The sequence below is a fragment of the Candidatus Merdisoma sp. JLR.KK006 genome (assembly GCF_036941035.1).
Lineage (GTDB): Bacteria > Bacillota > Clostridia > Lachnospirales > Lachnospiraceae > Laedolimicola.
In genome coordinates this window covers 35,178-61,971 of the sequence record NZ_JAYMNS010000014.1, presented here as the reverse complement: position 1 = coordinate 61,971, position 26,794 = coordinate 35,178, and the positions used below count along the sequence as shown (strand labels likewise).

The 26,794-nt window shown below is 47.4% G+C and carries 26 protein-coding genes; 7 read left to right on the top strand and 19 right to left on the bottom strand.

All coding sequences use genetic code 11. The annotated features are described in order from the left end of the window. Nucleotides 1-65 precede the first annotated feature (65 nt). The 3 genes from VSQ61_RS12255 (at nucleotide 66) to VSQ61_RS12245 (ending at nucleotide 4,012) form a co-directional block, all read left to right on the top strand. The gene (locus VSQ61_RS12255; RefSeq protein ID WP_334344715.1) at nucleotides 66-1,235 is read left to right on the top strand and encodes a ribose-phosphate pyrophosphokinase; all 1,170 of its coding nucleotides are present in this window, start codon (nucleotides 66-68) and stop codon (nucleotides 1,233-1,235) included. A gap of 240 nt (nucleotides 1,236-1,475) precedes the next feature. Then, nucleotides 1,476-2,081, top strand: coding sequence for a metallophosphoesterase family protein (locus VSQ61_RS12250; protein WP_334344714.1), 606 nt, complete (start codon nucleotides 1,476-1,478; stop codon nucleotides 2,079-2,081). 26 nt (nucleotides 2,082-2,107) lie between these two features. Next, on the top strand, nucleotides 2,108-4,012 hold the full coding sequence (locus VSQ61_RS12245) for a BMP family ABC transporter substrate-binding protein (protein WP_334344713.1): 1,905 nt from the start codon (nucleotides 2,108-2,110) through the stop codon (nucleotides 4,010-4,012). 129 nt (nucleotides 4,013-4,141) lie between these two features. Here the strand turns inward: VSQ61_RS12245 and VSQ61_RS12240 are convergent, their stop codons facing one another. After that, nucleotides 4,142-5,326 carry an MFS transporter gene (locus tag VSQ61_RS12240; protein WP_334344712.1) on the bottom strand — a complete coding sequence of 395 codons (1,185 nt, stop codon included), beginning with the start codon at nucleotides 5,324-5,326 and terminating at the stop codon, nucleotides 4,142-4,144. 197 nt (nucleotides 5,327-5,523) lie between these two features. Here VSQ61_RS12240 and VSQ61_RS12235 point away from each other — a divergent pair, with 197 nt between their 5' ends. Then, complete coding sequence (locus VSQ61_RS12235) at nucleotides 5,524-6,384, top strand: DUF1700 domain-containing protein (RefSeq protein WP_334344711.1); 861 nt, start codon at nucleotides 5,524-5,526, stop codon at nucleotides 6,382-6,384. 4 nt (nucleotides 6,385-6,388) lie between these two features. Continuing rightward, complete coding sequence (locus VSQ61_RS12230; RefSeq protein ID WP_334344710.1) at nucleotides 6,389-6,697, top strand: PadR family transcriptional regulator; 309 nt, start codon at nucleotides 6,389-6,391, stop codon at nucleotides 6,695-6,697. A gap of 56 nt (nucleotides 6,698-6,753) precedes the next feature. On the opposite strand, the gene VSQ61_RS12225 is transcribed toward VSQ61_RS12230, so the two are convergent. The 4 genes from VSQ61_RS12225 to VSQ61_RS12210 all read right to left on the bottom strand — a co-directional run bounded on the left by VSQ61_RS12225 (nucleotide 6,754) and on the right by VSQ61_RS12210 (nucleotide 11,567). After that, nucleotides 6,754-6,894, bottom strand: coding sequence for a hypothetical protein (locus VSQ61_RS12225; protein ID WP_334344709.1), 141 nt, complete (start codon nucleotides 6,892-6,894; stop codon nucleotides 6,754-6,756). A 70-nt stretch (nucleotides 6,895-6,964) separates the two neighbouring features. Continuing rightward, nucleotides 6,965-7,753 carry a hypothetical protein gene (locus VSQ61_RS12220; RefSeq protein ID WP_334344708.1) on the bottom strand — a complete coding sequence of 263 codons (789 nt, stop codon included), beginning with the start codon at nucleotides 7,751-7,753 and terminating at the stop codon, nucleotides 6,965-6,967. 131 nt (nucleotides 7,754-7,884) lie between these two features. Next, entirely contained in the window at nucleotides 7,885-8,979 is a 1,095-nt protein-coding gene (locus tag VSQ61_RS12215) for a DUF5716 family protein (RefSeq protein WP_334344707.1), read from the bottom strand. Between the two features lie 35 nt (nucleotides 8,980-9,014). After that, nucleotides 9,015-11,567, bottom strand: a complete 2,553-nt coding sequence (locus tag VSQ61_RS12210) for a DUF5717 family protein (protein ID WP_334344706.1) — start codon at nucleotides 11,565-11,567, stop codon at nucleotides 9,015-9,017. Between the two features lie 191 nt (nucleotides 11,568-11,758). Here VSQ61_RS12210 and VSQ61_RS12205 point away from each other — a divergent pair, with 191 nt between their 5' ends. Continuing rightward, entirely contained in the window at nucleotides 11,759-12,853 is a 1,095-nt protein-coding gene (locus tag VSQ61_RS12205; RefSeq protein WP_334344705.1) for a pyridoxal phosphate-dependent aminotransferase, read from the top strand. A gap of 245 nt (nucleotides 12,854-13,098) precedes the next feature. Here VSQ61_RS12205 and VSQ61_RS12200 read toward each other — a convergent pair whose 3' ends face one another. From VSQ61_RS12200 to VSQ61_RS12175, 6 genes are read right to left on the bottom strand one after another with little or no spacing between them, the layout of a single operon-like run. Further along, nucleotides 13,099-14,100 carry a peptidylprolyl isomerase gene (locus VSQ61_RS12200; protein WP_334344704.1) on the bottom strand — a complete coding sequence of 334 codons (1,002 nt, stop codon included), beginning with the start codon at nucleotides 14,098-14,100 and terminating at the stop codon, nucleotides 13,099-13,101. A 1-nt stretch (nucleotide 14,101) separates the two neighbouring features. After that, on the bottom strand, nucleotides 14,102-14,365 hold the full coding sequence (locus VSQ61_RS12195) for a glyoxalase (RefSeq protein WP_334344703.1): 264 nt from the start codon (nucleotides 14,363-14,365) through the stop codon (nucleotides 14,102-14,104). Nucleotides 14,366-14,389: 24 nt separating this feature from the next. After that, nucleotides 14,390-15,175 carry an HAD family hydrolase gene (locus VSQ61_RS12190; RefSeq protein WP_334344702.1) on the bottom strand — a complete coding sequence of 262 codons (786 nt, stop codon included), beginning with the start codon at nucleotides 15,173-15,175 and terminating at the stop codon, nucleotides 14,390-14,392. Then, nucleotides 15,172-15,873 carry an HAD family hydrolase gene (locus VSQ61_RS12185; protein WP_334344701.1) on the bottom strand — a complete coding sequence of 234 codons (702 nt, stop codon included), beginning with the start codon at nucleotides 15,871-15,873 and terminating at the stop codon, nucleotides 15,172-15,174. Before VSQ61_RS12185 ends, VSQ61_RS12190 begins: the two co-directional genes overlap by 4 nt. A gap of 16 nt (nucleotides 15,874-15,889) precedes the next feature. Next, nucleotides 15,890-16,474 (bottom strand): Maf family protein, encoded by a 585-nt coding sequence (locus VSQ61_RS12180; protein WP_334344700.1) that lies wholly within the window; start codon nucleotides 16,472-16,474, stop codon nucleotides 15,890-15,892. Beyond that, nucleotides 16,471-17,163: a LiaF transmembrane domain-containing protein gene (locus VSQ61_RS12175; protein ID WP_334344699.1), complete on the bottom strand. Its 693-nt coding sequence runs from the start codon at nucleotides 17,161-17,163 to the stop codon at nucleotides 16,471-16,473. Before VSQ61_RS12175 ends, VSQ61_RS12180 begins: the two co-directional genes overlap by 4 nt. A gap of 283 nt (nucleotides 17,164-17,446) precedes the next feature. On the opposite strand from VSQ61_RS12175, the gene VSQ61_RS12170 reads away from it, so the two are divergent. Continuing rightward, the gene (locus VSQ61_RS12170) at nucleotides 17,447-17,701 is read left to right on the top strand and encodes a hypothetical protein (protein WP_334344698.1); all 255 of its coding nucleotides are present in this window, start codon (nucleotides 17,447-17,449) and stop codon (nucleotides 17,699-17,701) included. A gap of 62 nt (nucleotides 17,702-17,763) precedes the next feature. Here the strand turns inward: VSQ61_RS12170 and VSQ61_RS12165 are convergent, their stop codons facing one another. The 8 genes from VSQ61_RS12165 to VSQ61_RS12130 all read right to left on the bottom strand — a co-directional run bounded on the left by VSQ61_RS12165 (nucleotide 17,764) and on the right by VSQ61_RS12130 (nucleotide 26,774). Then, nucleotides 17,764-18,075, bottom strand: a complete 312-nt coding sequence (locus tag VSQ61_RS12165) for a thioredoxin family protein (RefSeq protein WP_334344697.1) — start codon at nucleotides 18,073-18,075, stop codon at nucleotides 17,764-17,766. A gap of 17 nt (nucleotides 18,076-18,092) precedes the next feature. Beyond that, a complete protein-coding gene (locus VSQ61_RS12160; protein ID WP_334344696.1) occupies nucleotides 18,093-19,013 on the bottom strand; it encodes an NAD(P)/FAD-dependent oxidoreductase in 921 nt (306 codons plus the stop codon). A 21-nt stretch (nucleotides 19,014-19,034) separates the two neighbouring features. Further along, on the bottom strand, nucleotides 19,035-20,903 hold the full coding sequence (locus VSQ61_RS12155) for an aryl-sulfate sulfotransferase (protein WP_334344695.1): 1,869 nt from the start codon (nucleotides 20,901-20,903) through the stop codon (nucleotides 19,035-19,037). 28 nt (nucleotides 20,904-20,931) lie between these two features. Then, nucleotides 20,932-21,903, bottom strand: a complete 972-nt coding sequence (locus VSQ61_RS12150; protein WP_334344694.1) for a sugar-binding transcriptional regulator — start codon at nucleotides 21,901-21,903, stop codon at nucleotides 20,932-20,934. A 22-nt stretch (nucleotides 21,904-21,925) separates the two neighbouring features. Continuing rightward, entirely contained in the window at nucleotides 21,926-22,213 is a 288-nt protein-coding gene (locus tag VSQ61_RS12145; RefSeq protein ID WP_334344693.1) for a PTS sugar transporter subunit IIB, read from the bottom strand. A gap of 233 nt (nucleotides 22,214-22,446) precedes the next feature. Further along, nucleotides 22,447-23,877, bottom strand: coding sequence for a PTS sugar transporter subunit IIC (locus tag VSQ61_RS12140; protein ID WP_334344692.1), 1,431 nt, complete (start codon nucleotides 23,875-23,877; stop codon nucleotides 22,447-22,449). A 347-nt stretch (nucleotides 23,878-24,224) separates the two neighbouring features. Then, the gene (locus tag VSQ61_RS12135) at nucleotides 24,225-25,643 is read right to left on the bottom strand and encodes an arabinose isomerase (protein WP_334344691.1); all 1,419 of its coding nucleotides are present in this window, start codon (nucleotides 25,641-25,643) and stop codon (nucleotides 24,225-24,227) included. A gap of 129 nt (nucleotides 25,644-25,772) precedes the next feature. Continuing rightward, nucleotides 25,773-26,774, bottom strand: a complete 1,002-nt coding sequence (locus tag VSQ61_RS12130) for an AraC family transcriptional regulator (protein WP_334344690.1) — start codon at nucleotides 26,772-26,774, stop codon at nucleotides 25,773-25,775. Between the last annotated feature and the right edge of the window lie 20 nt (nucleotides 26,775-26,794).

Genomic DNA, 26,794 nt, shown 5'->3' with positions numbered 1-26,794 from the left:
ATTTTACACAATTATATCAGCCGGGATATCGTGCCAGTCGGATACCCCCTATTCGGAGGATCAATATGTCGGAAACCAATCAGTTTGATAATATTTTACCAGTAGCCCCTTTGAAAATTGCAGCTTTGGACAGCTGCATAGATTTTGCAAAAAAGGTGAACAAGCATCTGGTAAAGTTCCGTAGAACAGCCAACAAGCAGCATCGGGATAATATCTATTTTCAGGAATATGCCCAAGATTCTTATCTGGTCAAATGCTCCTGCCCTCGTTTCGGAACAGGCGAAGCCAAGGGGCGCTATGAAGAGTCTGTCCGGGGAAGCGACCTTTTTATCATGGTGGATGTATGCAATTACAGCATCACCTATAAGGTCTGCGGCCACGAGAACCACATGTCACCGGATGATCACTACCAGGATTTAAAGCGTATGATTTCCGCCGCTACCGGGAAAGCTCACCGGATCAATGTGGTAGTCCCCTTCCTCTATGAAGGCCGTCAGCACAAACGCAGCAACCGGGAATCCTTAGACTGCGCTATCGCTCTTCAGGAGCTGCGCAATATGGGTGTGAATAATATCATTACCTTTGATGCCCACGATCCAAGAGTACAGAATGCGATTCCCTTAAATGGCTTTGACAATTTCCAGCCGCCTTACCAGTTTATCAAGGCACTTCTTCGCACGGAGCCGGAATTAAAGGTTGACAATGAGCATCTGATGATTATTGCCCCCGATGAAGGTGCCATGGAGCGTGCCGTTTACTTTTCCAATGTACTGGGGATTGATCTGGGGATGTTCTACAAACGCCGGGACTACTCCACGATTATCAATGGCAAGAATCCCATTGTGGCACATGAGTTCTTGGGCGATTCCCTTGTCGGCAAGGATGTTATCATTATTGATGATATGATTTCCTCCGGCGGAAGTATGCTGGATGTGGCAAAGCAGATGAAAGAACGGGGGGCAGAGCATGTGTACGTGTGCTGTACCTTCGGTTTGTTTACGGATGGTTTTGAAAAATTCGATGATTATTATGAAAAAGGGTTTATTACCCGTATTGTGACTACGAATCTGAATTACCGCTCTCCGGAGCTTCTTTCCAAGCCTTATTACACTGAGGCAGATATGACAAAATTTTTAGCGAGAATCATTGATACTTTGAATCATGATTTTTCCGCAGACAGCATTAATACGCCTACCGAGAAAATCCGCAAGCTGATTGCGAAGCAGTCACGGTAAGCCGATACTTCAGTACTCATGATCAAAATAGCCTTCCAAAATCCGGATGGAAATTCGGGAAAGGTTAATAGTTACTGTTCAGGAATTAAGCAGCAGCGGTTAATAGAAGAACTCTTAGGGAACAGGGCTGTCGCAAGGTAAGATAATAGGCTTTTCCAATAAAATTTCTAAAGTATGAAAGGCCAGGGGCTTGTCTTGCGCAGCTCTGTTTTTAATCCCTTGGACAAAGGAAGAAGCTCTATGAAAATTTTAGCAATTTCAGACACGGAATCCAAATATCTATGGGATGATTTCAGTAAGGAGAAGCTCTCGAAGATTGATCTTATCCTCTCCTGCGGCGATCTCAGCCCTCTCTATCTCTCCTTTCTGGCCACCTTTTTTAAAGGACCCGTGTTGTATGTTCATGGGAATCACGATGCCGTATATGAGGTTTCTCCTCCTTATGGCTGCATTTGTGTGGAGGATCAAATCTATGTACATGAGGGTATCCGCATTCTGGGCCTTGGCGGTTCCATGCGCTATAAGGACGGTCCTCACCAGTATACGCAAAGGCAGATGAATGCCCGCATCCGGCGTCTGTGGTACTCTCTGAAGCGTCACAAAGGATTTGATATTCTGCTGGCTCATGCCCCTGCATATCATCTCAATGATGAGGAAAATCTGCCCCATCAGGGATTTCAGGGGTTTTTAGGACTTATGGAGCGTTATTCCCCCTCCTATTTCGTTCATGGACATGTGCATTTGTCCTACAATTATCGTGTTCCTCGAACCTGCACTTATCAAAATACTACAGTGATCAACGCTTATGAACGGACTGTTTTTGAATTTCCTCGAAATACCCCATAGATAAGGAAAGGAGAATCTTAAATAATATGGAAGAATACGCAAAAGCAAGAAAATTAGCGCAAAAAGCATACCGGACTTCTCTGCTAAAGGGCAGCTATCCCTATCTGCAGGTATTGGATGAAATCCTCTCCTTTACCAAAACCAGCTCAGAGGTGGATCTGGGCTTGGTGGAAATTCCTCTGGATCAAATTGCAGGTACAAAAACTGCCGGAAGAACTCAGGCATTTGCCGGCAACTTTATGCCTCTTCTACCTGAAGATTCCGAATTTGCATCCAAATGGAGCTCACTCTACCACTCCCACCTGGAAGAAGGAATTCGGGATCCCATTAAAGCCTGTGAATTTATGAATCGTTTCTACGTCATCGAAGGAAACAAACGTGTCAGTGTCCTGAAATATTCCGGCGCTGTCAGCGTTAGCGGACAGGTAACTCGAATTCTTCCTGAAAAAAATGATTCCAAAGAAGTTTGTATCTACTATGAATTCCTGGACTTCTACAAGCTGACTGCCATCAACTATCTCTGGTTCAGTCAGGAAGGAAGCTTTCCGAAGCTCTTAAAGCTTATGGGAAAACAATCGGATCATGTCTGGAGTGATGATGAAAAGCTGGATTTTCATTCTGCTTATATTCATTTTACAGATGTATTTGAAGAAAAAGGAGGACGAAAGCTGTCTCTTACCTCCGGCGATGCTTTCCTTCTCTATCTGGAATTCTATGGATATGAAAACCTGTGGGATAAATCTCACAGCCAGATCCGAAGTGAAATAACCAAGCTCTGGAAAGATTTTCAGCTTTATCCTGGCAAAGTACCTTTGGAGTTTAGTATGCAGCCTGATGCCGAGACCGGAAAGCCTGTAATCAGCCGTCTGATTCCAGTTGCTCCTGCTCCCTTAAAAATTGCATTTCTCCACGATAAAACAGCGGAAACCTCAAGCTGGACTTACGGACATGAACTGGGCCGGCAGCATCTGAACCAAGTGTTCGGCGCTCAGGCGGAAACTCTGTGCTATGACAATATCAACTCAGAAGAATTGGGATTGAAAGCTATAGAGGAAGCAGTTGTCAAAGGGTGTAAGGTTATCTTTACCACTACCCCGAAACTCCTGGGAGCAAGCATCAAAGCCGCCATCCACTATCCGGAGGTAAAGCTTTTAAACTGCTCTCTTCACACCTACAGCGGACATCTGCGGACTTATTATGGCCGTCTCTATGAAGCAAAATTCCTGACAGGAGCTTTAGCCGGTATTCTGACAGATACTCCCCATGTAGGCTATCTGGCCGATTATCCCATCTATGGTATGACAGCCAACATCAATGCCTTTGCTCTGGGTGTAAAAATGACCAATCCGGAAGCAAAAATCCACCTGGAATGGTCTACTGTCAAGGAGAGGAATCCGGATGAGATCTTCCGGGCCAAAAATATCTCCTATATATCCGGCCAGGATTTGATTACTCCCAAATATGCTTCCCGAAAATTCGGACTATACGACATCCGGAACGGGCACATGATAAACGTAGCTTCTCCTATCTGGCATTGGGGAAAGTTCTACGAACGCATTGTTCGGGAAATTTTAAATAGTTCCTGGAAGAAAAAAGAGGCTCAGACGAAGGCTGTCCATTACTGGTGGGGCATTTCTTCCGGCATGATTGATGTAATCTGTTCCAAAGAGCTTCCTGCTGGTTCCGGATGGCTTCTCGATCTCATCAAACGGGAGTTTTCTGATTCCGGCTTTAATCCATTCTTTGGCGACCTCTATTCTCAGGATGGTACCTTGCGAAGTCAGACCGGACAAAGCCTTTCTCCTGAGGAAATTATTACTATGGATTGGCTTTTGGATAATGTGGAAGGGGAAATTCCGCCCATAGAAGCATTGATTGAAGAGGCTAAGCCTATGGTTCTTTTGCAAGGGCTTCGTATGTCACAGGTATAAAAAATGAAAGGGCTGCTCTTCTAACTCATACAGAAGAGCAGCCCTTTTCCACTTAAAAATTTCTGTTACCCCTAATCCCTCAGCGCTGCATCCATCGCCGCTTTCACATTTTCTGATGGGCACCTGTTTTTAAGAGCGTGAACTGCACTGGCTGCAAAGCAATATCCCCGCCAAAAGCAGTACCGGAAAAGCAGTACCTGCCAAAATCCCAAGTCTTAAATTTTCCCCAAAGCTTCCTGATATGCTTCCAACCAGTGTAGGACCTCCTGAGCAGCCCAGATCTCCGCCTAATGCCAGCAGAGCAAACATAGCCGTGCCTCCCCGGGGAATAGATGCGGATGCACGGCTAAAGGTTCCCGGCCACATAATCCCCACAGAAAGTCCGCAGACAGCACAGGCCATCAGGCTAATCTGCGGCATCGGTACCAGAGAAATACACAGATAGGACGCAATGCATAGTGCGCTGCTGTAGATCATAAACCGATCCAGATTGATCTTGTCTCCATATTTCCCATAAAATGCCCGTGAAAGCCCCATCAGTATTGCGAATGACATAGGGCCTGCCAAATCACCAGCTGTCTTTGAAATGCCCAGACCTTTTTCCGCAAAGGTTGAAGCCCACTGGCTCACAGACTGCTCGCTTGCACCTGCGCATACCATCATAATGAATAATACCAGAAATATCTTTGTGGAAAAAAGTTCTCTTATGTCAAGGCCTTTCTCCCCCTCCTTCATCAGAGAGGGAATCGGCACTTTTATGAATACTGCTCCATTGCACAGGGGAATCAGGGCCCATATAAATGCTATGACTTTCCAGTTGTCTATCCCAAAGATTTGAAAAAACAGGGCGGAAAACGCCACTACTCCCACATGGCCCCAGCAGTAAAAGGAATGGAGCATGCTCATAGCCTTCTCTTTATTATCGGAAGGGCAGGCTTCCACCACCGGACTTACCAGCACCTCTAAAAGTCCCCCGCCTATGGCATAAAGAACGACAGCTGCCAGGATTCCGGCAAAGGGATGGGTGAACAGCTCCGGAAGCAAAGGAAGCGATATTAGTCCGACTGCCCCAAAAGCATGAGCCATCACCATTGACGCCCGATACCCAATCTTATCCACAAATCCAACAGACAAAATATCTACTAAAAGCTGCACTCCGAAATTAACAGTCACCAGCATGGTAATCTGAGACAGCGGAATCCCATAGGTGCGCTGGAAGGTCAAAAATAAAAGGGGCGCAAAATTATTTACAACCGCCTGAACGATATATCCTGTAAAGCAGGCAGCTATTGTTCTATTGTATTGATTTTTCATAGGTATCCGTCCTTATCCAAAATGTATTTTATATTTTGCTGTGCATAAGCATGCCATAAAGGGTAAAAAAAGTCAATTGCCCAGCTTTTTTCTTTTCCGCTATTGACATAAATCATACTTGGGAGTATAGTAATTCTAAACTACTGTTTAATAAACACTAGTTTAGAATCAACAACCAACAAAAAGGGAGGACACTTATGAGTAAAACAGAACCTCAATCTTCAAATATCATTTCCGAAACCCTCTGTCTAAACCGCCTGGGAGCACACCTTCTGCAATTTTTTCCTCTCTCGCAGGTTCAGGAGATTCTGGCGGACTACCAGGAATATCTGTCCCTTGGAAGAGAACGGGGAACCTCAGCGGAAGGGCTTTTGCAGGAGTTAAAAAACCCAACAGGCATCCTCAAGGAACTTCTTAATGAAATGCCAAAAGGCAGACGCTTTTTCCTTTTGTGGACCGGAGGATGGGGCGCAGTTTTACTGTTCACTCTATATCTATGCTATCAATCGCTTCCCTGCTATGTTCCTCTTATGGGAATCCTTTCCCTGTCCTTATTTGCCCTGCTTCACGGCAGAGCCAGAGCCGTTCTGGAACAGCAATTGGGAGCTTATTTGCTTAGACGAAGCTTTTGGCTTCTGCAGCTTTTGCCTCTGGTTCTTACATCTTTGACCGAGTACGCCATGCAGAAGCTTCTGGTTCAACCGCCGGAATCTATTCCGACTGCCATAGGCGTATGGCGCATAGGGCCTGTGATAAATACAGTTTTGTGTTCACTTGTATTTCTTCTTGTCCTTCTGCTCATTTGGACATTGTTCCAGATACGGACTCGCTCCATCCGGTACTACCCTGGAGTTGTCCACATTCTGGGCACCATATTTTTTCTTTTAGATACACGTTCTATTCTTCACCGCATGGATCTGGATTTTCATAACCTAGAGATTGTTCACCGGGAATTTCTGCTGCCTCTCTGCTGGTATGGCATCGGACTGCTTCTTGCTCTTTTGTTCGCTTTTCTTTTAAAACCAGGCAAAATTCATAAATTCCAGACAAAGGAGTAAGCTTATGGACACACAAATAAAAAAAGGAATCCTAGAAATGTGTATACTCCAGTGCATAGCCGCAGAAGCCCTCTATGGCTATGATATAATTCAGCGGATGCATGTTTATTTCCCGGAAGTGGGCGAGAGCGCTTTCTATGCCATCCTGCGCCGGCTTCATAAGGATGGGGCCGCAACAACTTTTACGGGAACTACAAGCGGCGGCCCCACCCGGAAGTATTACCGCATTACGGAACAGGGGCAGATACGTTTAAAAGAGATGATCGCCGACTGGCAGCATTTGAAGACCATTATTGAAGAAATGGGGATCTGAATCACTCCTCCGATCCAGCTTCCCCTGCCGCCTCTCCTGCATAGATCCGAATGCTTTCAAGCTGCAGTATCCCCCATACCGCCCATCTGCTCCAGCTCATGCATGGAATTTATGCCCTCCGGCAGATTGAAGAACAACATCCCTTTGTATGCAAGAGCCTGATAATTTGCAGAATACCGGAAAGTTCTCGGATACATTATCTCTAATTTCTTCTACTCCGTCCTCATATTCTTTCCCTCCAGAATTTATTTGTCACATTTCTGTCTTTCATGCATACCGCGTATTCCGATAGTACTCTCTCTCCAGCTCATAAAGCCGTCCCGGCAGATCCTGCGGCACCTTAAGATGCTCTGATGATTCTTCCATCAGACGGTCATATTCTTCTGTCAGAGACTTAAGCTGCTCCCCCCGAATGTTCTGAAGCCCCATAGCCTCATCGAAATCTTCCTCCGAAAGTCCCAGACGCATGGCGCACACATATTCCTTTAACACCTCCGGATCCTTTCGATACTGGTAGGAGGTTCGAAAAGCCTTCGCCGCCCGGCCAAAGAGAAACAGCCTGCAACAGCACACGCCCAGGTTGTTCCACACATGGGCATAAAAATCTACTCCCAAGCGCTCGCTCTGACGGATATTCAGAATCTTCTCATACTCATACACCGCAGCCTGATAATTTCCATTGATAAAGTATTCATCTGCACGAAGCTTCAAACGCTCCTGTTCCTGATAGGTGTTTAAAATCTTCATTTTGGAAGACAGCTGCTCCAGTTCCTCCGGCGTGTAGTAGTCCACATTCCGAAGAATTGTAAGAACCATATTCTGCAAGCTGCTTCCCGCCTCTGCGCCCTTCTTCAGACGCTCCGCCAGCTCTCCGTTTCCAATCTCTGTGCGGATCCAGTCCCAGAGCCGCACACCAAGCATCTGCTTGTCCACCAGATAAATATTCTGGTACAGGAAATAGGCCAACTCCTCCATAGAGTAAAGCCGGATTCCCATACTTTCAATATAGTAAGGGGTTTTCGCCTGTTCCTGGCTGCATATCAGTACTGCTCCCATGTTACTACCTCTATTTAACTTCCGCAGTATCTCTAACAACACCCCTTTCTTAGAAGAATTTCCGGCTGCAAATGCATGCATCCAAAAATTCTTCTGGCGTTACACGAGATACTGCTGTTTTAAGTTCCTTTCTAAGATAAATCTACTTCCTCCGCCCAGCACAAGTCGGATGAAGGAAACAATTCTCCAAAGCCCATATCACGGACTGTGATCTGCAGGCGTTCCACGCTGACAAATTCCACCTCAATCCGAAGGCGGGATGCCCGGGAGGGGCGATCCGGCAATCCTTCCAGAAGCAGGCTCTCCTTCAGTCCCTCCGGTCCCTGCATGGGCTGAAAATAGAATTCCACCACCGGCTCATCATAGAGAAGCACTTCACAGCCGGCCTTGGCTTCATACCAGCTCTCCCCTGCATTCAGAAGCGTGTACATGCTGTTCTTCCCTATACCCGGTGTGCGGAGGCACACATTATAAGAGATCTTGTCTGCTCCCAAAAACACATAGGATGCAGCCTCGTTCCGACTTGCCGCACGCATGGCCCGATAGCAGGCGCCCTTTGCATAGAGGTTATTGCCCGCAAACACTCTCCGTCCATTGCAGAGAAGCTTCAGGGAATCCTCATACCAGTTTTCCTCAAACCCGTCTCCTACCAGATAAACCGTCGAAACCGGGCGGCCGGAAAAAATCTCTCGTATCAACTCCTGAAAGACTTCATTCTTATTCGTCTGCTGCAGCCCCGAAATGGGACGGCTCCAACCCTCTTCTCGCTCTACCCTTGCCAAAAACGGTGTCGTCCGGGGATTCACATTCAGCACCATTCCCTGAAGCTCCTCCCCCTCATAGTCAAAAAGCACTGCCTGATGGCGCCAGATCTCCTTTGGCTGATTCAGCACATAGGCGCAGAAACTCTCCTGACGAGTCTGTACATAAATTCGGCTCTCCGGAACACCCATAGTCCGCATAGCCGCCTGCTTAATCCGCTCCACAAGTCCTTCTTCCAGAGTGTCCACAGAAAAAACGACTGCCATAGCCTCATGAATTCTGCCGTATGGCTTCAAAAGCCGCAGAGCCTTTTTCAAAAACAATTCCAGACTCTCGGTGGGAATCCGGTACTTTTCTGCTCCCGGCACAACGGATATGGATACCGGACCGCCGGAATCTGCATTCCAGCAGCATATCTGTGAATAATCATTTCCCAAGTCAAAGCCTGCCGCAAACTGACCCATCTCGTCCTCCTATTATAGTTTTGCATGATACTGTTTTATTTCAATGAAAAGAATCGCTCCACCAAAAACTGCCTGCGTCCGTACTGCTCCATCTGCTGCTCCAGAAGCCGCATATCCCGTTCTTCCAGAGTGCGGGCCATCTCATAGAGAGCCGCATACTTAGTTCCGGTCACAAGCTCTTCCTCCCGGTTCTCCACAAGACTGTGATCCGGCGTGGAGCTTTCCGTTCCGTCCTCCATGGTTTCCGTCACAAACCAGGTCAGACGCTCTCCAAAAAAAAGCGTAAACTCCTTTACAAAGACTCCAACCTCCGTAGGGTAAAGCCGTTCCGCCACATAACTGCACTGCCTCTCCCTTGGTGTCTCGACTACATAGTGAATCACCACCTTATGATTGGGATTCGTCCGGTACTCCACAAAGGTCTTGTCCTCCAAAAGCTGCGGCTTTCCGACCTGAGCAAGCAGCTCCTTCATAAATCCAAAGCGCAGCCGCCGCTGTATGTATTCCATAGTCATTCGTTCTGCTCGAATCCGCTGATGCTCCGATAACTGGGCCTGTCCGGACAAATACTTAAGGTAAGCCAGACCGCATACATCTGCCAGATTTTCCTCCCAGACAATGCCCTGTTCAATGTAATCATAGGTTTTCTTTGGTATCTTTTCCCCCAGTACAAAATCCTCATAAGCCAGCCAAGTCAAATAAGCCCTGCTGACAATTCCCTTTCCTCCCAGCCGGTGATAATCCTGAAAGACAGCAAAGGCCGAATCCAAAAACTTCCCGGTAAAAAGCATCTGACTTAACAGCCGCTCTTCCAAATCAAACACATTCAGCTCAAATTCCGCCCCCGCCTTCCAGATAGACTCCATCATCTCACAGGAACCATAGTAATAGCCGGCCAAATATTCCAAAATACTCTCATTGTACTTATGGCTCTGAAAGATAAAGAGGCAGAGCTTCAAAAGAAATTCATCTTCCTCATACTCCAGCTCCCGAATCGCCCATGCAGCCAACTTAATCAGCAGATTGACCCGAACCATGGAATAGCCATGCTTTTTTACCATGTCCCAAGCTTCCTCATAGAGCCCCCTTAAGATCAGGATCTCTGTAAATCTGGCCCGATCCTTAGGCATCATATATGTAGTCTCTGTAACAAAAAATTCCCGATCCAGCTCCTCCAGTTCGTGGTTGGCATAGTAATATTGAAGAATCTCCTGACGAACCTCCTGCTTGTACCGGGCTGTCAGGCCGCTAATCTTGAGAATCCGCTTATAATTCTCCACATTTTCTCTGGTAATTACATGATAACGGGAGGTCCCGTCACAAAGATGCAGATACAAACCCTGATGATATCGAAGAAGCTCTCTGCACCGCTCCACATACTGCTGCTCCTTAATAAGCCGCTGCATACTGTAAGGCACACTGGAAGTATAACAATTTCCCTGTTCATCCACCAGAAGAATCACAGCCCCCGGCGTGTAGACAGGCACCAGTGCCTTTCCACCGATTAAGGGCACTGTAATCCGCTGCCTAAGAGGTTCATAGAGCACCTGTACCTGGCGAATCCTTGGATCTGTACAGGTAAGTTGACGGAGAAACATAATATCCGCCAAAGCCTCCGCAAAATCAATCGTCAAAAGTTCCTCCACCAGAAACCGCTCATAGATCAGAGCCAGATCCTCACTGAGCTTTCGACCCAAAAGCTGCTCCAGCATAAAGGACTGGATCTCCCGTTCATACTGACGGTAAATATCCGAAGTCCTGTCCTGATACCGGATAATATTTGCATAGAGAAATGCCTTCTGCTTATTATTCAGGGTATTCTCCATCTGAAAATACAAGAGCAGGTTCCTTGGAAGCTGCTCCTGATAATTCTCAGGCACAGACATTATAAAATACTCAAACAGATTGGTAATCTTAAGCTCCATCCGCACGCCCCTCTGATACCAGAAAAAGCTTTCCTCATCGGTGCGTCCGCATTTAATGAGAATGGAGCAGATGCCGCTCAGCATCTCCTGTCCTCCGTATTTATGATATGCCGTCTTCAGCCTGGCAAGCTGACTGTCTGTAGGCTGGCGGCTCTTTAAAATCAGCTCCGTAAGGCGCACAGCCTCATCCGGCGTCATCGCCTCTTCCTTAAAATCATCAATAATCTCCAAAACCGTATCCGATTGCCGCTCTATCTTCTCCGGAAGAGGTTCAATCGGATCCGCAGAGATAAAATAAGCATAGCTGTCCTCCTCCGGATCCCGGTGCTCATCCACCTGGATCCGGTAAGAAAGGGTATATTCCCCCGCCTCCGTAACAATGCAGAACTCGCCCTCCACTTCCTCTCCGCCCCACATGCCCCGACTGTCAAACACATAGACAATCCGTACGTTGCGGCTGTGAAAGCTTGGGTGCTCCAAATACATCCGACTGGAAGATGCATAGACAATTCCCTTAATGGAGCGCCTGCAGGAAAGGGTAAAGCTTCCCTCATGACGGCCTCCGGGATTGCAGCGGAACTGAATATAGGGCTCCGACAGAATCACAGGACACTTCTCATATTCAAATTTCCCTGCTGCTATCCGCTCAATCTTCGCCCTCATATCTCTTTTGTCCTTTCTTATTCCATTTTGCAGATTCATCAGCAATTTCTGCCAAAAGGGAAACAATGTTATCCATTGCATTTTTTTAAAATAGCATTATAATGGTAGAAAACGCCATTCATTTTACACTCCGCATGGTTAGTTATAGTATAACATTATTTAAAATAAAGTACAAGAAAAGAGGTTTTCCAATGTTAAAACATGTAGATCATTTTCATGGCAGTGACCTGGAAAAAATAGAGCAGGTATATGGCATCAAAAAGGAAGATATTGTAAGCTTCAGCGCCAATGTAAATCCCTTGGGCATCTCCCCCCTCATGCGGCAGGCTCTCCTTGACCGCATTGACTGCATTACCTCCTACCCGGATCGGGAATACACGGCCCTGCGGCGGCAGATTGGGGCTTACACCGGCGCTCCCTTGGAGCACATTCTGGTGGGCAACGGCTCTACAGAATTAATCTCCCTCTTTATCCAGCTTGAGCATCCAAAAAAGGCCCTCATCTTAGGCCCCACCTACTCAGAATATGAACGTGAAATCTCCTTAGGAGGCGGAACCTCCCTTTATTATCCCCTTAAGGAAGAAAATGGATTCGTCCTGGATGCAGAAGATTTCCAGGCACAGCTAAATGAAAGCCTCAACCTGCTGGTAATCTGCAATCCCAACAACCCCACCTCCTCTGCCATTCCCCAGCAAACCATGCGGCAGATCCTGGATACCTGCAAACGCTGCGATATCTATGTAATGATAGACGAAACCTATGTAGAATTTGCCCCAGATTATGCAGCCATAACCGCTGTTCCCCTTACACGCTATTACAACAACCTGATCATTTTACGGGGCGTGTCCAAATTCTTCGCCTCCCCCGGCCTGCGTCTGGGATATGCAATAACCGGAAACGAAGATCTAATGAAGGGACTGAATTCCAGAAAAAACCCCTGGACCATCAACAGTCTGGCCGCCGCAGCCGGAGAACTGATGTTCTCAGACAAAAACTATATCACTCAAACCCGGGAACTGACCGCCAAAGAGCGGACAAGACTTTGCCAGGAACTCAAAACCTGGGGAACCCTAAAAGTATACGACTCCTTTGCCAACTTCGTCCTAGTCCGTATAGAAAAAGAAGGCGTTACCGCAGAAGCCCTATTCGAACACGCCATCCGCCAAAAAATGATGATACGCAACTGCTCCACCTTCCCCTTCTTAGACAACCGCTACATCCGCTTCTGCTTCATGACCCCCGCCCAAAACGACGCACTATTAGCCTGCATGAAAGAACTGCTATAACAAAAAAAGATACTGCCACCCCCAAAGACAGAGGAACTGCAGCAAAATACGCCGGCTTTTCCAATATCAAGTGTCCGGCTGTTCACGAACGCTCTGTCTGCTCTGAGCGGATATTACCCTCACCATCTTAATACTGTAAAAAACTTCCGGGTAATGTCCGCTCAGAGCAGACAGAGTGTACGTGAACCGTCCGAACACGGATATGGAAAAGCCGGCGTATTTTGCTGCAGTTCCTCGTCCACCCCCTACTCCTCCTCAAAATACCTACTATAAACCTCCAAAAAACTCTCCGGAATCTCCCGTTTCCAATCCTCAAAATGTATCTGCTCCCAAATGCGTGTATTGAACTCCGAAGGCGTATTTGCCACCAAATCCTCATAAACCTCACTAAAGATCTCATCCCTGCGGCGTTCCACCATAGTAATCTTATTAGCCTCCGTAGCTTCCCGATCAAAATTATTCACACATTTAAGAATATAATACCCATCCTCTTCCTCTATGATATCGCTGACCCCGTCATTTTCCAAAGCAAAGGCAGCCTCCTCATAAACGGAAGACTTTTCTCCTCGCCCAAAGGTGTAAGTAATCTGGCTGTCCTGACTATAAGCAGATGCCAGTGTCATAAATTCCTTCCCCTCCGCTAAATCCTCCAAAATTTTTTTTGCACTTTCCACGGAATCCATCTTAATCTGCTGAACCGTAATAATCCGTGCCTCATCGTCACTGACCTCTGTATTCACATTCTTTGTAATCTCATGGTAAACCTTCCTGGACAATACATGATCCCGATAAAGGTTCTCCACATCCTCCTGGGCAAGTCCCATATATTTCACCGCATCACTGCCCATAGACGAATAATATTCCTTTGCCGCCTTTTTCACATTTTCCGTCTCTGACTCTGTCAGGTCAATCTCATAATCCTTAGCCAGAAGGGTCACAGCCTTCATGGCCGCCAGCTGGGACACAATGATATTTTTTACATATTCCTCCAAAGTAATGCCGCCGAAATCATGCTCCCACATCTCTACCCCATAGACGCTCTCATACTGTCTCTGGTAATCCATCACATAGATCATTGCCTCCGGCAGTGTGCATACGCTGCTTCCGACCTTAAAAAGCTGATTTTCCGTAAGGCCGGTGGTCAGCACAATTTCTGTATTCTCAAAACGACTACAGCCTGTGGCACCGCCTGCTAACAGGCAGGCACACAGGCACGCAATCAATCCTCTTTTTAGTTTTTTCCTCATACTATGCCTCTACAATCAGGTAGGCTCCATCGCCTATGGGGAACACCTCCGACATCTCCTCCAGCTCCTCATAGGACAAGCCGGATACATCCATGCCGCTCTCCTCAAAATACTCCTGAACCTCTTTGAGAGAATTTACCACCACTGCCATGCAGTCCTCCAGAAATTCCTCTGCCTCCTCAAGAGTTTCTGCCACCGGCTCATCAAAAAGCCGGCCCTGCTTTCTCAAAAAAATCTCCAGACATTCTTCCGAATACTCGTTCATACAGCAATCCTCCTGATCTTAATTTTATAATAAGGTTCTAAGAACCTTAAGCACCCCGTCATTTACATTGGTATCCGCCACATATTTTGCTTCACGCTTTACCGCCTCCGCCGCATTGCCCACCGCATAGCTCTCTCCTGCGCTGTGAAACATCTCGATATCATTGAAATTATCGCCGAATACCATGGTTTCCTCCGGGCGGATTCCCAGGATCTTCTGAATGCCCCGGATGGCATTGCCCTTGTTGGACTCCTTGTTCAGAAAATCAAGCCAGATTTCACCCGACAATGTACAGTGCATGCGTCCGTTCCACCGTGGGGTCATCTCTGCTGCAATCTTTTGAATGTCTGTCTTGTGATAAAGAGCTACCTTGTTGACTTCTCTCTTTTGTGTCAGCACATCTTCCTCCACAGACATAGCGCTCTTATACCCCTTCAGCACCAGATCCAGAAATTCCGGATCCCGGCTCTCCGTATAGAATCCCTCCTTCGTATCCATGGTAAAGCTGGCTCCCGGAATCTTGCGCACCTCATGTACCCAGTCCTGCACATCCTTCCAGTCCAGCGTCTGATCCAGCATGGTATATCCGCGACAGTTTACATAAGCTCCGTTTTCCGTAATGAAAATCATATCTTTTTTCACAGGTTCAAAAAGTCGGGACATGCCGGAATAATGCCTTCCGCTGGCTGCTGCAAAGAGAATATCCTTCTCCTTCAGCTTTCGAATCACCTCAAACATCTCCGGATTAATCTGATCGGTCCCCTCCGGAAGCAATGTACCGTCAATGTCGCTTGCAACTAATTTAATCATAATGCTCCTCTTTCTCCTGTTCGTCCGTCAGGGAATAATTGTGTATCAGCATAAATCCCAGGCAGCATCCCGGCTTCGGCGATTATCTCTTTAGCTCCTGTTTCCTCCAGCTCTTTTCTGTCCCGAAAGCCCCACAGAACTCCCACCGTATGCATCCCGGCTGCGGTTCCGGTTCTCATATCCGTGTCCGTATCTCCCACGTAGAGACACTCCCCTGGCAAAACTTTAAGCTTTTTGGCCGTATACAAGGCCCCGGCCGGATCCGGTTTTCTGGGCATATCCTTGGTCTGCCCCTGCACCCAGTCGAAAACACCCTCCCCGAACACCTGCTCAATCACATTCAGGGTATTGGCATGAGGCTTATTGGAGATTACCCCAAGCTTTGCCCCCAGCCCTTTCAGCTCTCTTAGGGCCTCCGGTATTCCCGGATAGGGCACCACATGGTACATACATCCATCCAGAAAATACCCCATATACTTTTCCTTCAATACGTCAAACTGCCTGTCTGACTCCTCACCGTTAAAGCGCAAAAGCCGGCGAACCAGCATATCCACTCCGTCCCCTACAAAGATCTTATAGTCTTCTAAGGATGCCTCCTTCATTCCAAGATCCCGAAGGGCATGATTGGCGCAGTAAGCAATGGACTCCACACTGTCGCACAGTGTCCCGTCCAAATCAAAAATACAGGCTCGATACATCCTTATCCGTCCTTTCTCATTTCAACAAATCAATTCCAATCCCCAGCATTTCCTGATAAAACCGGGCAGCAGGAAATCCCACTACGGTAGAGTAGGCTCCCCTGATTCCCCGAATCCACAAGGAACAGCCGCCCTGTATGGCATAAGCTCCTGCCTTGTCCATAGGCTCCCCCGTCTTGACATACCTGCGAATCCATTCTTCTGTCATAGGATACATGGAAACCTCCGTTCCATCCGCAAAGTTCAGAAGCACCTTTCCTGTCCGGGCATCTACCACGGCAACGCCCGTATATACCATATGGGAGGCGCCCTGAAGACCTTTCAGCATCCGAATGGCATCTTCCTCGTCCGCAGGCTTTCCCAAAATCTCTCCCTGAAAAGCAACCACCGTATCCGATCCGATTATCAGCGCATCTTCTTTTGTCTTTTGAGCAACCTCCCGGGCTTTTTTTAGAGCCAGCTCAAGCACCATTTTCTCCGGATCCCGGTGAACGCTTTCCTCCTCCCCGCAGGCAGGACATACACGAAACACAAGTCCCATCTGCTCCAGAAGCTCCTTTCTTCTGGGAGAGGCAGAGGCTAAAATCAGCTTCTTTTTCATTTTATATCTACTCCTCCGAATACACAGGTTGCGTTGATATATAAGGTATGGCAGGGAACCTCCGTAGGAGCCATGGCCTTGTTGGACACGCCGCCCAGCACCGGAGTTGACATAACCTTCACTACTACGTTAGCGGGCACATAGATCTCGATGCCTCCGAAGATTGCCGTTGCGTCAATCCGCACGTCTCTCTCAATCCTCGCCATCCTCAGATCCATCTCCACGCCGCCGAATACCGCACTGGCCGTAGCTCCCTCAAAGAGCAGTCCGTCATACTGAACCTTTCTTCCGTCAAAAACCCCTGACACATCAGAGCCGCCCCTCCCGGTCTTTTCAAAGGGAATCTGATTCCCCTGCTGATCGACAATTCTCCGCTTTGTATTGCTGAGCATAATGCTAAGACCGATAAGAATCAAAATAGCCGGAACCAAAAGCTTGCGAATCAGGGAAATTTCCAAAAATCCCTGAGCAGTAAGAAGAAGGGCTATTCCCACGCACAGACCAGCTATATTGCCGCCGTTGGGCCCATGCTGTATCAGATTGATCACACAGGGCACCAGAATAAATAAAGTCCACCAGCCCTTAAAGAATATATGAAAGTCCCAGAAACCAAGATTTCCTCCTGCATATCCGATTCCGATGAGAATCAAAATCAGACCCCATATTACGTTTGAAACTCTGTTTTTCATCTTTTCCTCTTTCCGACCCATTTACTGTGTCATGTAGATAAATCCGGAAAATTTTTTCCAGACTTTGCATTCGTTTATCTCTATATAGAGTAATATATATTTTTTCCCTTGACAATAAAATTTTTCAATTTTTTTGCTTTTCTTTTTGCTTGTTTCGTATTACAATAGAGAAAATGTTTCCTGTGTATACCTTGCCTGACGAAGTCTGCCCATCCAAAAGGGGTATGCGTTAGGGAAAGCCAAAAGAACATTTAAAAAGTAAAAGAAAGGAGTTTTACCTGATATGAAGAAATTTTTTAAATTTTTAGGCTCTGCCGCACTGGTCTGCGGAACCATCGCCGGAGGTATCTTTGCTTACAAGAAGTTCTTTGCAGCCGATCCCTTTGATGATGATTTGGACGACGATCTGGATGATGACCTGGAAGAAGCAGAAGCATCGGAAAGAGGCTATGTGTCTTTAAGCCCTGTGGAAGACACGGCTGAGGAAGCAGAGAATGAGGAAGAAAAAGCTGCTGAGGAAGAGACTGCTGAGGAATAATGGCTAAGGTTTAGTGTCAGGGACCGACGCACAACCGCACCGGTCCCTTTTTTGATATATCCTTATAACGCTTCCTCAATCATTTTGATAATAGCCGGCTTCTGCTGAAGACCTGTCAGCCGCTTTAATTCCTCCCCGTCTTTCATAAAAATCAAGGTGGGATATCCGGATACTCCATACTCTTCTACGAGAACTTTGTTTTTATCAAAATCGACTTTCATAATATTCACCTTGTCCCCGCAGGCCTTTTCCACATCCGCCAGCACAAAGGAAAGCATCTTACAGGGTCCGCAGGTGGCGGAATAAAAGTCCGCAAGTACGAGTCCCTCTTTTACGGACCGGCGAAATTCTTCTTCCATTACTTCTCTCAACATAAATCCATCTCCTATTTTCATTTTAAATTCTGTATATAATGGGCCGCACTCTGGGCCGCAATTGCCCCGTCCGCACAGGCAGTAACAACCTGCCGCAGTTCCTTGGCAATGCAGTCCCCGGCTCCGAAGATTCCCGGCACTGCCGTCTCCATCCGGTTGTTTGCCTCCACATATCCTCCCGCATTTAACACCCCCAGCTCCTGAAAACAATCCGTGGCCGGAATCTGTCCAATATACTCAAAAACCTGCTGGCAGCTTACGGAAAATACCTCTCCCGTCTCTTTGGATCGCAGGCTGACGCTCTCTAATTTTTTCTCACCGCAGAATTCCAGCACATCATGTCCGGAATAAAGCTTCACATTCTCCTGACCAAGAAGCTTGTCACAAGCTATTGGATCCGCAGACAGCTTAGAGCGCACCACTACGGTTACGGATTTTGCAAATCCGGCCAGATAGGAAGCTTCCTCCACAGCGGAATTTCCGCCGCCGATTACCACTACATCCTTATCCCGGCACCCTGCCCCGTCACAGATTGCGCACCAGCTTATGCCGTTTCCCACATAGCGCTCTTCCCCTGCTGCTTCCAGCATTCTGGGACTGGTTCCGGTGCTTAATATTACCCCATAAGCCGTGTAGGTTTTATCTTCCTCCTGACAAACGACAAGCTTTTCCTTTCCCTTGTCCTGCACCTTAAGAACGGTCCTGTAATCAAACTCCACATTTAACTCCTGAGTATGCCGGAACATGCGGATGGCCAGATCCGCACCCTCCACAGTCCCCATTCCCGTATAATTCTGAATTTCGCTGGTGTTGATGATCTTTCCGCCGGGCGCCAGCCTGTCCAGCATCAGAACGGACAGATTGGCTCTGGCTCCATAGATGGCCGCCGTCATCCCCGCCGGGCCGCTGCCTATAATAATCAAATCATAATCTGCCATTTTCACTTATCCCTCCTGTAATCAGCAGGTGATTCGGATGCCTGTCTCATACTTTTTGTCATCTACAATTACCCGCACATCGAAGACGCCGGAAAGTCCTGCTTTGTTCACATTTAAGGTAATATTTCTGGGATCTTTCTCAATAAATGTGCCGCAGCACAGGGCGTTAAACTTGTTTTTGGAAGTGGAAATAAAGTATCCGTGCTCCTCTTTTTCATTTTCCAGCATCAGCATTACAAGCTGTCCGCCCTCGAAAATGGCTTTGAACACAAACCGATCCGCTTCCTCCGTAAGGCCGGCCTCATAGCGGTAGGGCAGCAGCTCCCCGCAGGCTTCCATGGGAATCAGAGTGTCAAATTCCGGTGTTATGCCCATCTGCCCCACGCAAATTCCCTTTCCAAGGGGCAGGTTATCCTGTTCATGATAAAGGGACATCTTCTTTCCCCGGTAAAAGTTCCCCTCTATCTTCATCTCCATAATGACCTTTCCACGAAGCACCTCCACCGTAATGCTCTCCGCACGAACATTGGGATCCCCTTTAAGCAGGGCTGCCGGCTTCTCAGAAGCATGCTCCCCATAATACTGAATTCCCCCGGAGTGAACCAGGTAATGGTCTTCCCCATACCATTCCACATTTCCGATATAGGAGGAAAAGAATTCCTCTCCCCGCTCCTTGCCGTACTGCCAACGCTGCTCAATGGTCATGGCCTCCCGGTCAATCTGGTAGAGCACGCCTCTGGAAAAGCTGTCTCTGTTAAGGAGGAACTTCTCACGAAGCTTGGAACGGTAATGTCCGTTGTCAAAGCACATGATTCCGCCGTTTGGCGTAACCATGCATCCGTGCTGCTCGTAGGGCCAGTCAAAATCGCCCTCTCCTTTTATGGTAAAGAAGTATTTCTGCTTATCCTCCGGCCAGGTTTCCGGATCGCCCAGAATCCAATTTAATTTTCCGGTGTCATAGTCTATGTTAATGATGGCATCCACATGCCTGCCGGAAAGGGTAATGGAATTGGTATGCTTATCATACCAGAGGGCGTTGTTGTGGAACCAGTCCTTAGGCGTATAGCCGCCGGAGGGGCCCTCCCCCGGAACAAGGCAGTCCTTTAGATCCCAGGTTCTTTTTATCTCTCCGGTTTCCCGATCCAGAAGCACAATGACATCCTCCACCGTCTCATAGCCGGGATCCTCTGTGAGTACTAGAATATTTCCGTCCTCCATCTCGCACTGATCGTGATGGTAGCCCCCGGGAATTGCATATTCTTTCACAATTTTCCCCATCATGGTCATCTCATAAAGACCTGACATATAGTAAGGCATCTGCATCACACGCTCGGTTCCTATGAGGAAATTTCCGTTGCGCAGCTGTGCCATTTCAAAGACAACAGGGACGGTCAGATGCCAGCGCACGTCGCCCTTATAGTCAAAGGCCGTTGCGCACGCATTGAGGGATGGGGTCACAAAGATTAAGTCCTGCCCTGTGTATTCCGGCTCCGTCTTCATGGAAAGCAGGGCCGGGACCTGCGGATCCAGGGGCTTTGTCCGAATGGTAAGGGTATGGGCTCGTCCCCCATAAAGCCGCAGCTCCACCTGATTGTCATAGTCCCCGTAAAGGCCGAGAATCGGAAGCATATGCTCCTTCGCCTTTGGGAAAGTGTGTACAATGGTTCCCCGTTCTTCTTTTCCGAATATGGTAACTGTCACTGCCGTTTCCTCTTCCGTACGAAAGGCCACGACCGCTGACAGCGGATTTATCAAATAAGGATTCACTCTGAGAAAGGGCTTTTCCAGGGTATAGGCGCCTGCTGCAAATTCCTCCAGCATGGACGCTTCCGCCTGAGCCTGTCTTGCAGGCAGACTTTCACTGAAGCTGTAAGAAATCCTTTCTGTCATATATTCTCCTCTCCGGACAGCCTCTTTTTTAGCTGTCCCTCATCGCCAGCAGCTTTTCCGCTATCCGGCTGTCTGTAATTAAGCAATGAATTAAATTTCCTTTCAATGCGGCATAAATAGCCTGGGTTTTGTCAATGCCTCCGGCTACGGCAATCACGTGGGATATTTTTCTCAAATCCTCAAAGGAAATGCCGATAATTTTGTCATTGATGGGATCCGAAAGCTTATTTCCGTTTTTATCCAGAAAATAACCGCAGAGATATCCAACCGCACCTTTTCTTATAAGTTCCCGTTTCTTATTCTCTGTCAAATATCCTGCCCAAGTGCTTCTTGGCCGCTCCAGAGACACATCGGCGATTCCTGTCAGGGCATAGTCCACGGAGTGTATCTTATCCATGGTTTTGCGGATAATAGGCTCCCGCAAAAGTTCTTTTCTAACAATGTCACTCTTTACATGCATAGGCGCATACAGCCGGACCGCTGTTCCCTGAAAGGCCTGAGCCATTCGTTCCGTCAGGGTTGTCACATCAATGTCCAGATTGTAATCATCCATGCAGCTGCCCATAAGCTGAAGCACCTGGATCCTCCTGGGGGAAGAGGGCTTAAGCTGCCGTACCGCCTGGTACATGGTTCTTCCCCAGGACACGCCGATGGAATCTCCGTCTTTCAAGATCTCATCCAGATAACTTGCCGCCATCTCTCCGATTCGTTTGATGGAAATATCCGTGTTCTGGTTGTCATAGAGATCCGTAACCACCAACGCTTCCTTTAGCCCGAACCTGCGCCTGAGCTCTGCCTCCAGCGCAAGAGAGCGTTTTAAGGGATAGTTGATCTGAAATTCTACAATGTGCTCCTCCCGTGCAATCCGAAGAGCCCGAGACACCTTTGCCTTGGAAAAAAAGAGCATGTTGGCTATGTCAAGCTGGGACATTCCCTCTATGTAGTACATTCTTGCCACCTCTGCAATCACTGCCAGCTCATCTTCATCCATCTGTCTCATTGTTCTTTCTCCATTCCCGTTCTTAGTTTTCTACGATTCCGCTTTCTCTGAGCTTGGTCTCCAATTCTTTTTTGTTCATCAGGTTTTTCAGGCCGATTACGGTTGTGTCGTCCTTTACTTTCAAATGGCTCACAAAGTTTTCTCCTACTACAATCAGATCGTAATCATGTGCCGTGGACTTTGCCTCGTCAATGCTGGTATGATGAATCGTGTGTTCAATGCCGAGATTTTTTAATACCGTAGAGCAATTTTTCTTTAATAACTGAGAGCTTCCCATTCCGCATCCGCATGCAACTAATACTTTAATCATAATTTTCAATTTCCTTTCTTATTTATAGTTCCGTAACACTTGAAAGATACACCTCTTCTTAGAAGTATTTCCAGCCGCAGATACATGCGTCTGTAAATTCTTCTGTGCACCTTTCAAGTGTTACTGTTTTAGTTCCGTAACATTTGAAATGTACACCTTCTCCTAGAAGAATTTCCAGCTGCAGATGCATGTGTCTGTAAATTCTTCTGTGCACCTTTCAAGCGTTACTGTTTTCATTCCTCCATGCCCAAAGTAAAGTAATCTTTTTTGTTCTTTCGATACTGTATCTGAGGTATCACGAGCATTCCGATGATGCAGATCACCGCTCCCGGAACGGTCAGATACTTCATCAATGCTCCCATAGCCGGCCACAGGGTCGCCCAGTCCAGGTTTCCAACGTATCCGCCAAAGGGTCCCATCTGAAACAGCATTATGGCTGCGGCGCTTCCCAATATCTGAATAAGGCCGGATCCTAAGCAGCAGGCAACCAACGCCTTAAAGCCTCCTTTCATATTTGCGTAAAGCCCAATGGTGGCATTATCATAGAACAAAGGTACAAAGCCCGGAATAATCATCAGCGGGGACTTGAAGATCAAGAGACCTGCAATGGCGATAATCTGGCCTACGGCGCCGAAGAGGAAGCCTAAGGTAACCGCATTGGGATCTCCAAAGGAGTATGTCGCCGCACAGTCTACCGCAGGGAGGGAGCCTTTCAGGATTGAACCGGAAATTCCCTCAAAGGATTCTACCATTTCTCCTACAAACATCCGGATGCCGGTCTTTAATACAACCAACGATACGGCAAAGGAAGTACATCTCTGGAATATGTATACCGGAAAAGCAAGGCTTCCGAAATTGCCCGCATCCACCTCTTTCATCATCTCCGGTCCCAGGATAACCATGATCACACCGAAGAACAGCAGCATAATCAGCGTAGTGGATACCACATAGTCATCCAGAACCTTTAATGCGCCCCCAAGCTTTAATTCCTTACTCTCTTCTTTTTTGTCTTTCCCCTTAAAAAGTCCGCCGAACCGGTAGGCAAACCATACGCCAAGCATCTGCTGATGGCCTACCGCAAAGCCCGAACCTTCCGTCAGCTCCTGGGTGGCTTCTACGGTCAGGTTAGAAAATACAGACCAGTAGGTTCCGCACAAAAGGCCAATCAATATGATTCCGACCATATTCCGAAGCTCCGGAATCAGCAGGAAAATAATCCAGGTGGCTACGGTGGACTGCTTTACCATAATGTGGCCTGTGGTAAACAGGGTCCGCACCTTGGTGTATTTGCGAAAAAATACCAGCACAATGTTCCAGATAAACGCAATCAGAAGTGTAATCATGGCAAATGAGGTAGTAACGCCGATGCTCTCCAAAGCACTGTTTGCGGCCGTCAGCCCAAAGTTCGGATCAATGACCACCGCTTCCACAGACCATTTGAGCTGAATTCCTTTCAGCAGGGGGTCTACGGTATTCTTCAGCGAAGAAGCGCCTAACTGCAAGATCTGATATCCGACCACAGCTTTGATAAATCCGGCTGCAACCTCGTACCATTTTCTCTTTAACAGGATATATCCCACAACAACGATAAGGCCGATAAAAATCGCCGGCTGCGACAGGATATTATTGAACATCACGTTCCAAATGTTTGTTATAATATTCATCTCTTCCCTACTTTCTTGTGTAGAGTACTCTTTTGTACCCTGTAAACCCTTTCCTTTGTTTTCAGTATTTCTTTTGTCCCATGCATGTTAGGATCATCATAAGGTACAAATGAAACTTCGTCAATTATTTGCATGGTTTTTGAAATTAATTTCACTTATCTCAGTTGTAATTGTGCAACTCGATTCAGATACAAAAAACAAAACCTGGTTTTTGTGCTATTTACACAAAACCAGGCTTATCTTAATATAGCGTTACTGATTCAGATTTTCAACACATATATATGAGGCTGCTGGGAAATAAGCCATCAGCCATTTCCCGGCAGCCCCACCGCAGCTTTCTTTTATCCTTATCTGGTAACAATCTCTACCGGTACATTAAAGATTTTTGCAACTTTCAAAATGGTATCAATATGCCTGCCTGCAGCCGCCGCAAAATGGTGGGTCGGTCCGCACTCGCTCCAGCGGTTCACAAACTCTCTTGCGCCGCAGGTGAAGCGGGTTCTCATGTTGGTATCGCCGAAAGAAAGGATCTTGCCCTCCTCGTTAATGCCCTCTGCCGCAATAAACTTAAAGTGACCGTCTCCGTCCTGGGTAATTGCAAGATAGGTAACCGGGCCGGTATATGGATAAAACTGTGTCAGATAGCCGCCGCCTGTCTTTCCGTGGAATACCTCCACGATCTTCATGGTCGGCTTCTTGTCGGAGATATCCGCATCTCCGGATCCGCTGTGGCCGATAATGGCAATATCATCATTAAAGTCAATGGAATACATCTCCGCAAGCTGTCCCGTTCCGGAGATGGTCTTTAAGATGCTCATAGCCATGGCAACCTTGATATCACCCTCTACCGCACAGGCCACGCCCTGCTTAATCAGCATGGAGAATGCCGGAATCAGCATACTGTCAAGAACGCCTGCCTGACCCTTTGCAAAGCCGTCATAGTGGGATGCGATAAGTCCCAGCTTCTCATCCTCGCACCACTTCTCGAAAGCTACTACATATTTTGCCATATCCCATACTTTCTCGATGGTTCCGCCGCCCTCAATGTCAAAGGTATCCAGAATGTCCTGGGCCTTTGCACGGATCGCTTCCTCGTCCGTAATATTGTCTGCGATTACCCACATCTTCTCCCAGTCAAACTGCTTGGTGTAAAGATGCATTCTTCTGTACAGATTGGACTCGTCTATGTAAAGATCCATCATGCCCGGATAAGGTCTTCCTACCTGTGCAAGATTGGTGTCACGGAAGCGTCTTCTGGTCTGGGCTGCCTTGCACCAGTCCTCAATCTCTGCCTGCACGCCCGGATCACCGCCCTCTACTACGCCTGTGATCACGGCATGTCTCTTTCCGTATCTCTCAAGATCCGCTACCATCTCACCCACGGCGCCGCAGGCATAGCCCTCTCCAAGCCAGGATGCAATATCCGTGTGATCATAGTCAAGGGCTTTCAGCTTCTGAATGTTCACAAGGACTACTGGAACGTCCAGATCCTTTACTGCGGGAAGCATATTGTAGGATGTGGCATAAGTCAAAAGCTGCAGGAATACCAGATCAACGTCTGCCGCCCGGAACAAATCGCCTGCCGCCTGGGACTGCTCCTTTGTGGTCACCATGCCGCCGTCAATCACCTCTACCGTATCGGGAAGAGTCTTCTTAAAAGCTTCAAACTGGCTCTCGAACTCCGGTACAAGCTGCGGGAACTGGGGCAGATACGCTCCCAATGCGATGGAGAAAACCCCTACCTTTGCTTTTGTCTTTACTAACATATAAATCTCCTTTCCGCCGTCCGGTGTAATGACACGCTCCTGTTCATCTGATTCCAAGGTGCCAGTATACGGATTATCGGCATACATAATAGTTTTTAAATTAACACTCTGCCTTTTATTATAACTTCCTCACTGGGGAAAAAAAGAGGGTGGGTTGTTCAAAAAACTGTCGTTATTTGCATGCCGGTACTTGTGGGGCGAGGTACCGTACCGTTTTTTAAAGAGCTGATGAAAATAGCTGAAATTCTCATATCCGATGCTTTCGCTGATCTCCGCCACGTTCATTTTTGTCGTCTTCAGCAAAAAGACTGCCTGGTTCATGCGTCTGTCCTGGAGAAGCTCCGTAAATGTCTTTCCGGACTGCTTCTTTATCTCCCTGCTCAGCCAGGTCATCTCGTAGTGAAGCTCTTTCGCAAGGTCCCGAAGCTCCCCGTCACAGTAATGCTCTTCAATGTAGCGGAGGACCCGAAGCATAAGCTGCTGCTCGGAAAATCTGGGATCCGTATACAGGTTCTCCGTATGATTCACAAGCTGCAGAAACAGCAGGCCCATGGTCCACTGGCTGATTCTCCTTTTATTAGCACCCTCACTTGTAAGGGTCCAAATCAGATTCTCCACCAGGTTCTGAATGGGCAGAACATCCGACACTTTAAAATGCAGATATCCGGTTCCGGCATCTTTGCTTTTTAAGCAATTTACCAGGAAATCACGGATCTGATTTTCCTCCTCCCCCAGTATCTTAAGGGTCATGTCAAAAAACTGGGGCCAGATAATGAAATTTACCGCTATGTCTTCCTCTCCTGCCGGAAATACCTCCTGTACCGCACCCTGGCTTAAGAGCAGAAGCTCTCCCTCTTGCAAAAGCAGATCAATCCCATTAATCCGGTGCCTTGTCTTTCCTCTGCACATATATATCATTTCCATATAATTGTGGGTGTGCTTTGGGAAATAGACAAACCGGGTGTGGGGACGCAGAGTAATAAGCTTTCCCTTTTCCAGCAGCAGGCTGCTGTCAATCTCATAGGAATCCCCTGCCATATAAAGGCTTCTGTCGATTCCGTCTCTTCCCGCCAATATTTCTTTTTCTTCTTCCGTAATGACTGATAGCTGCTTTAAAAGCGACTGCTCCATAGGGATTTGCTCCTTTATGA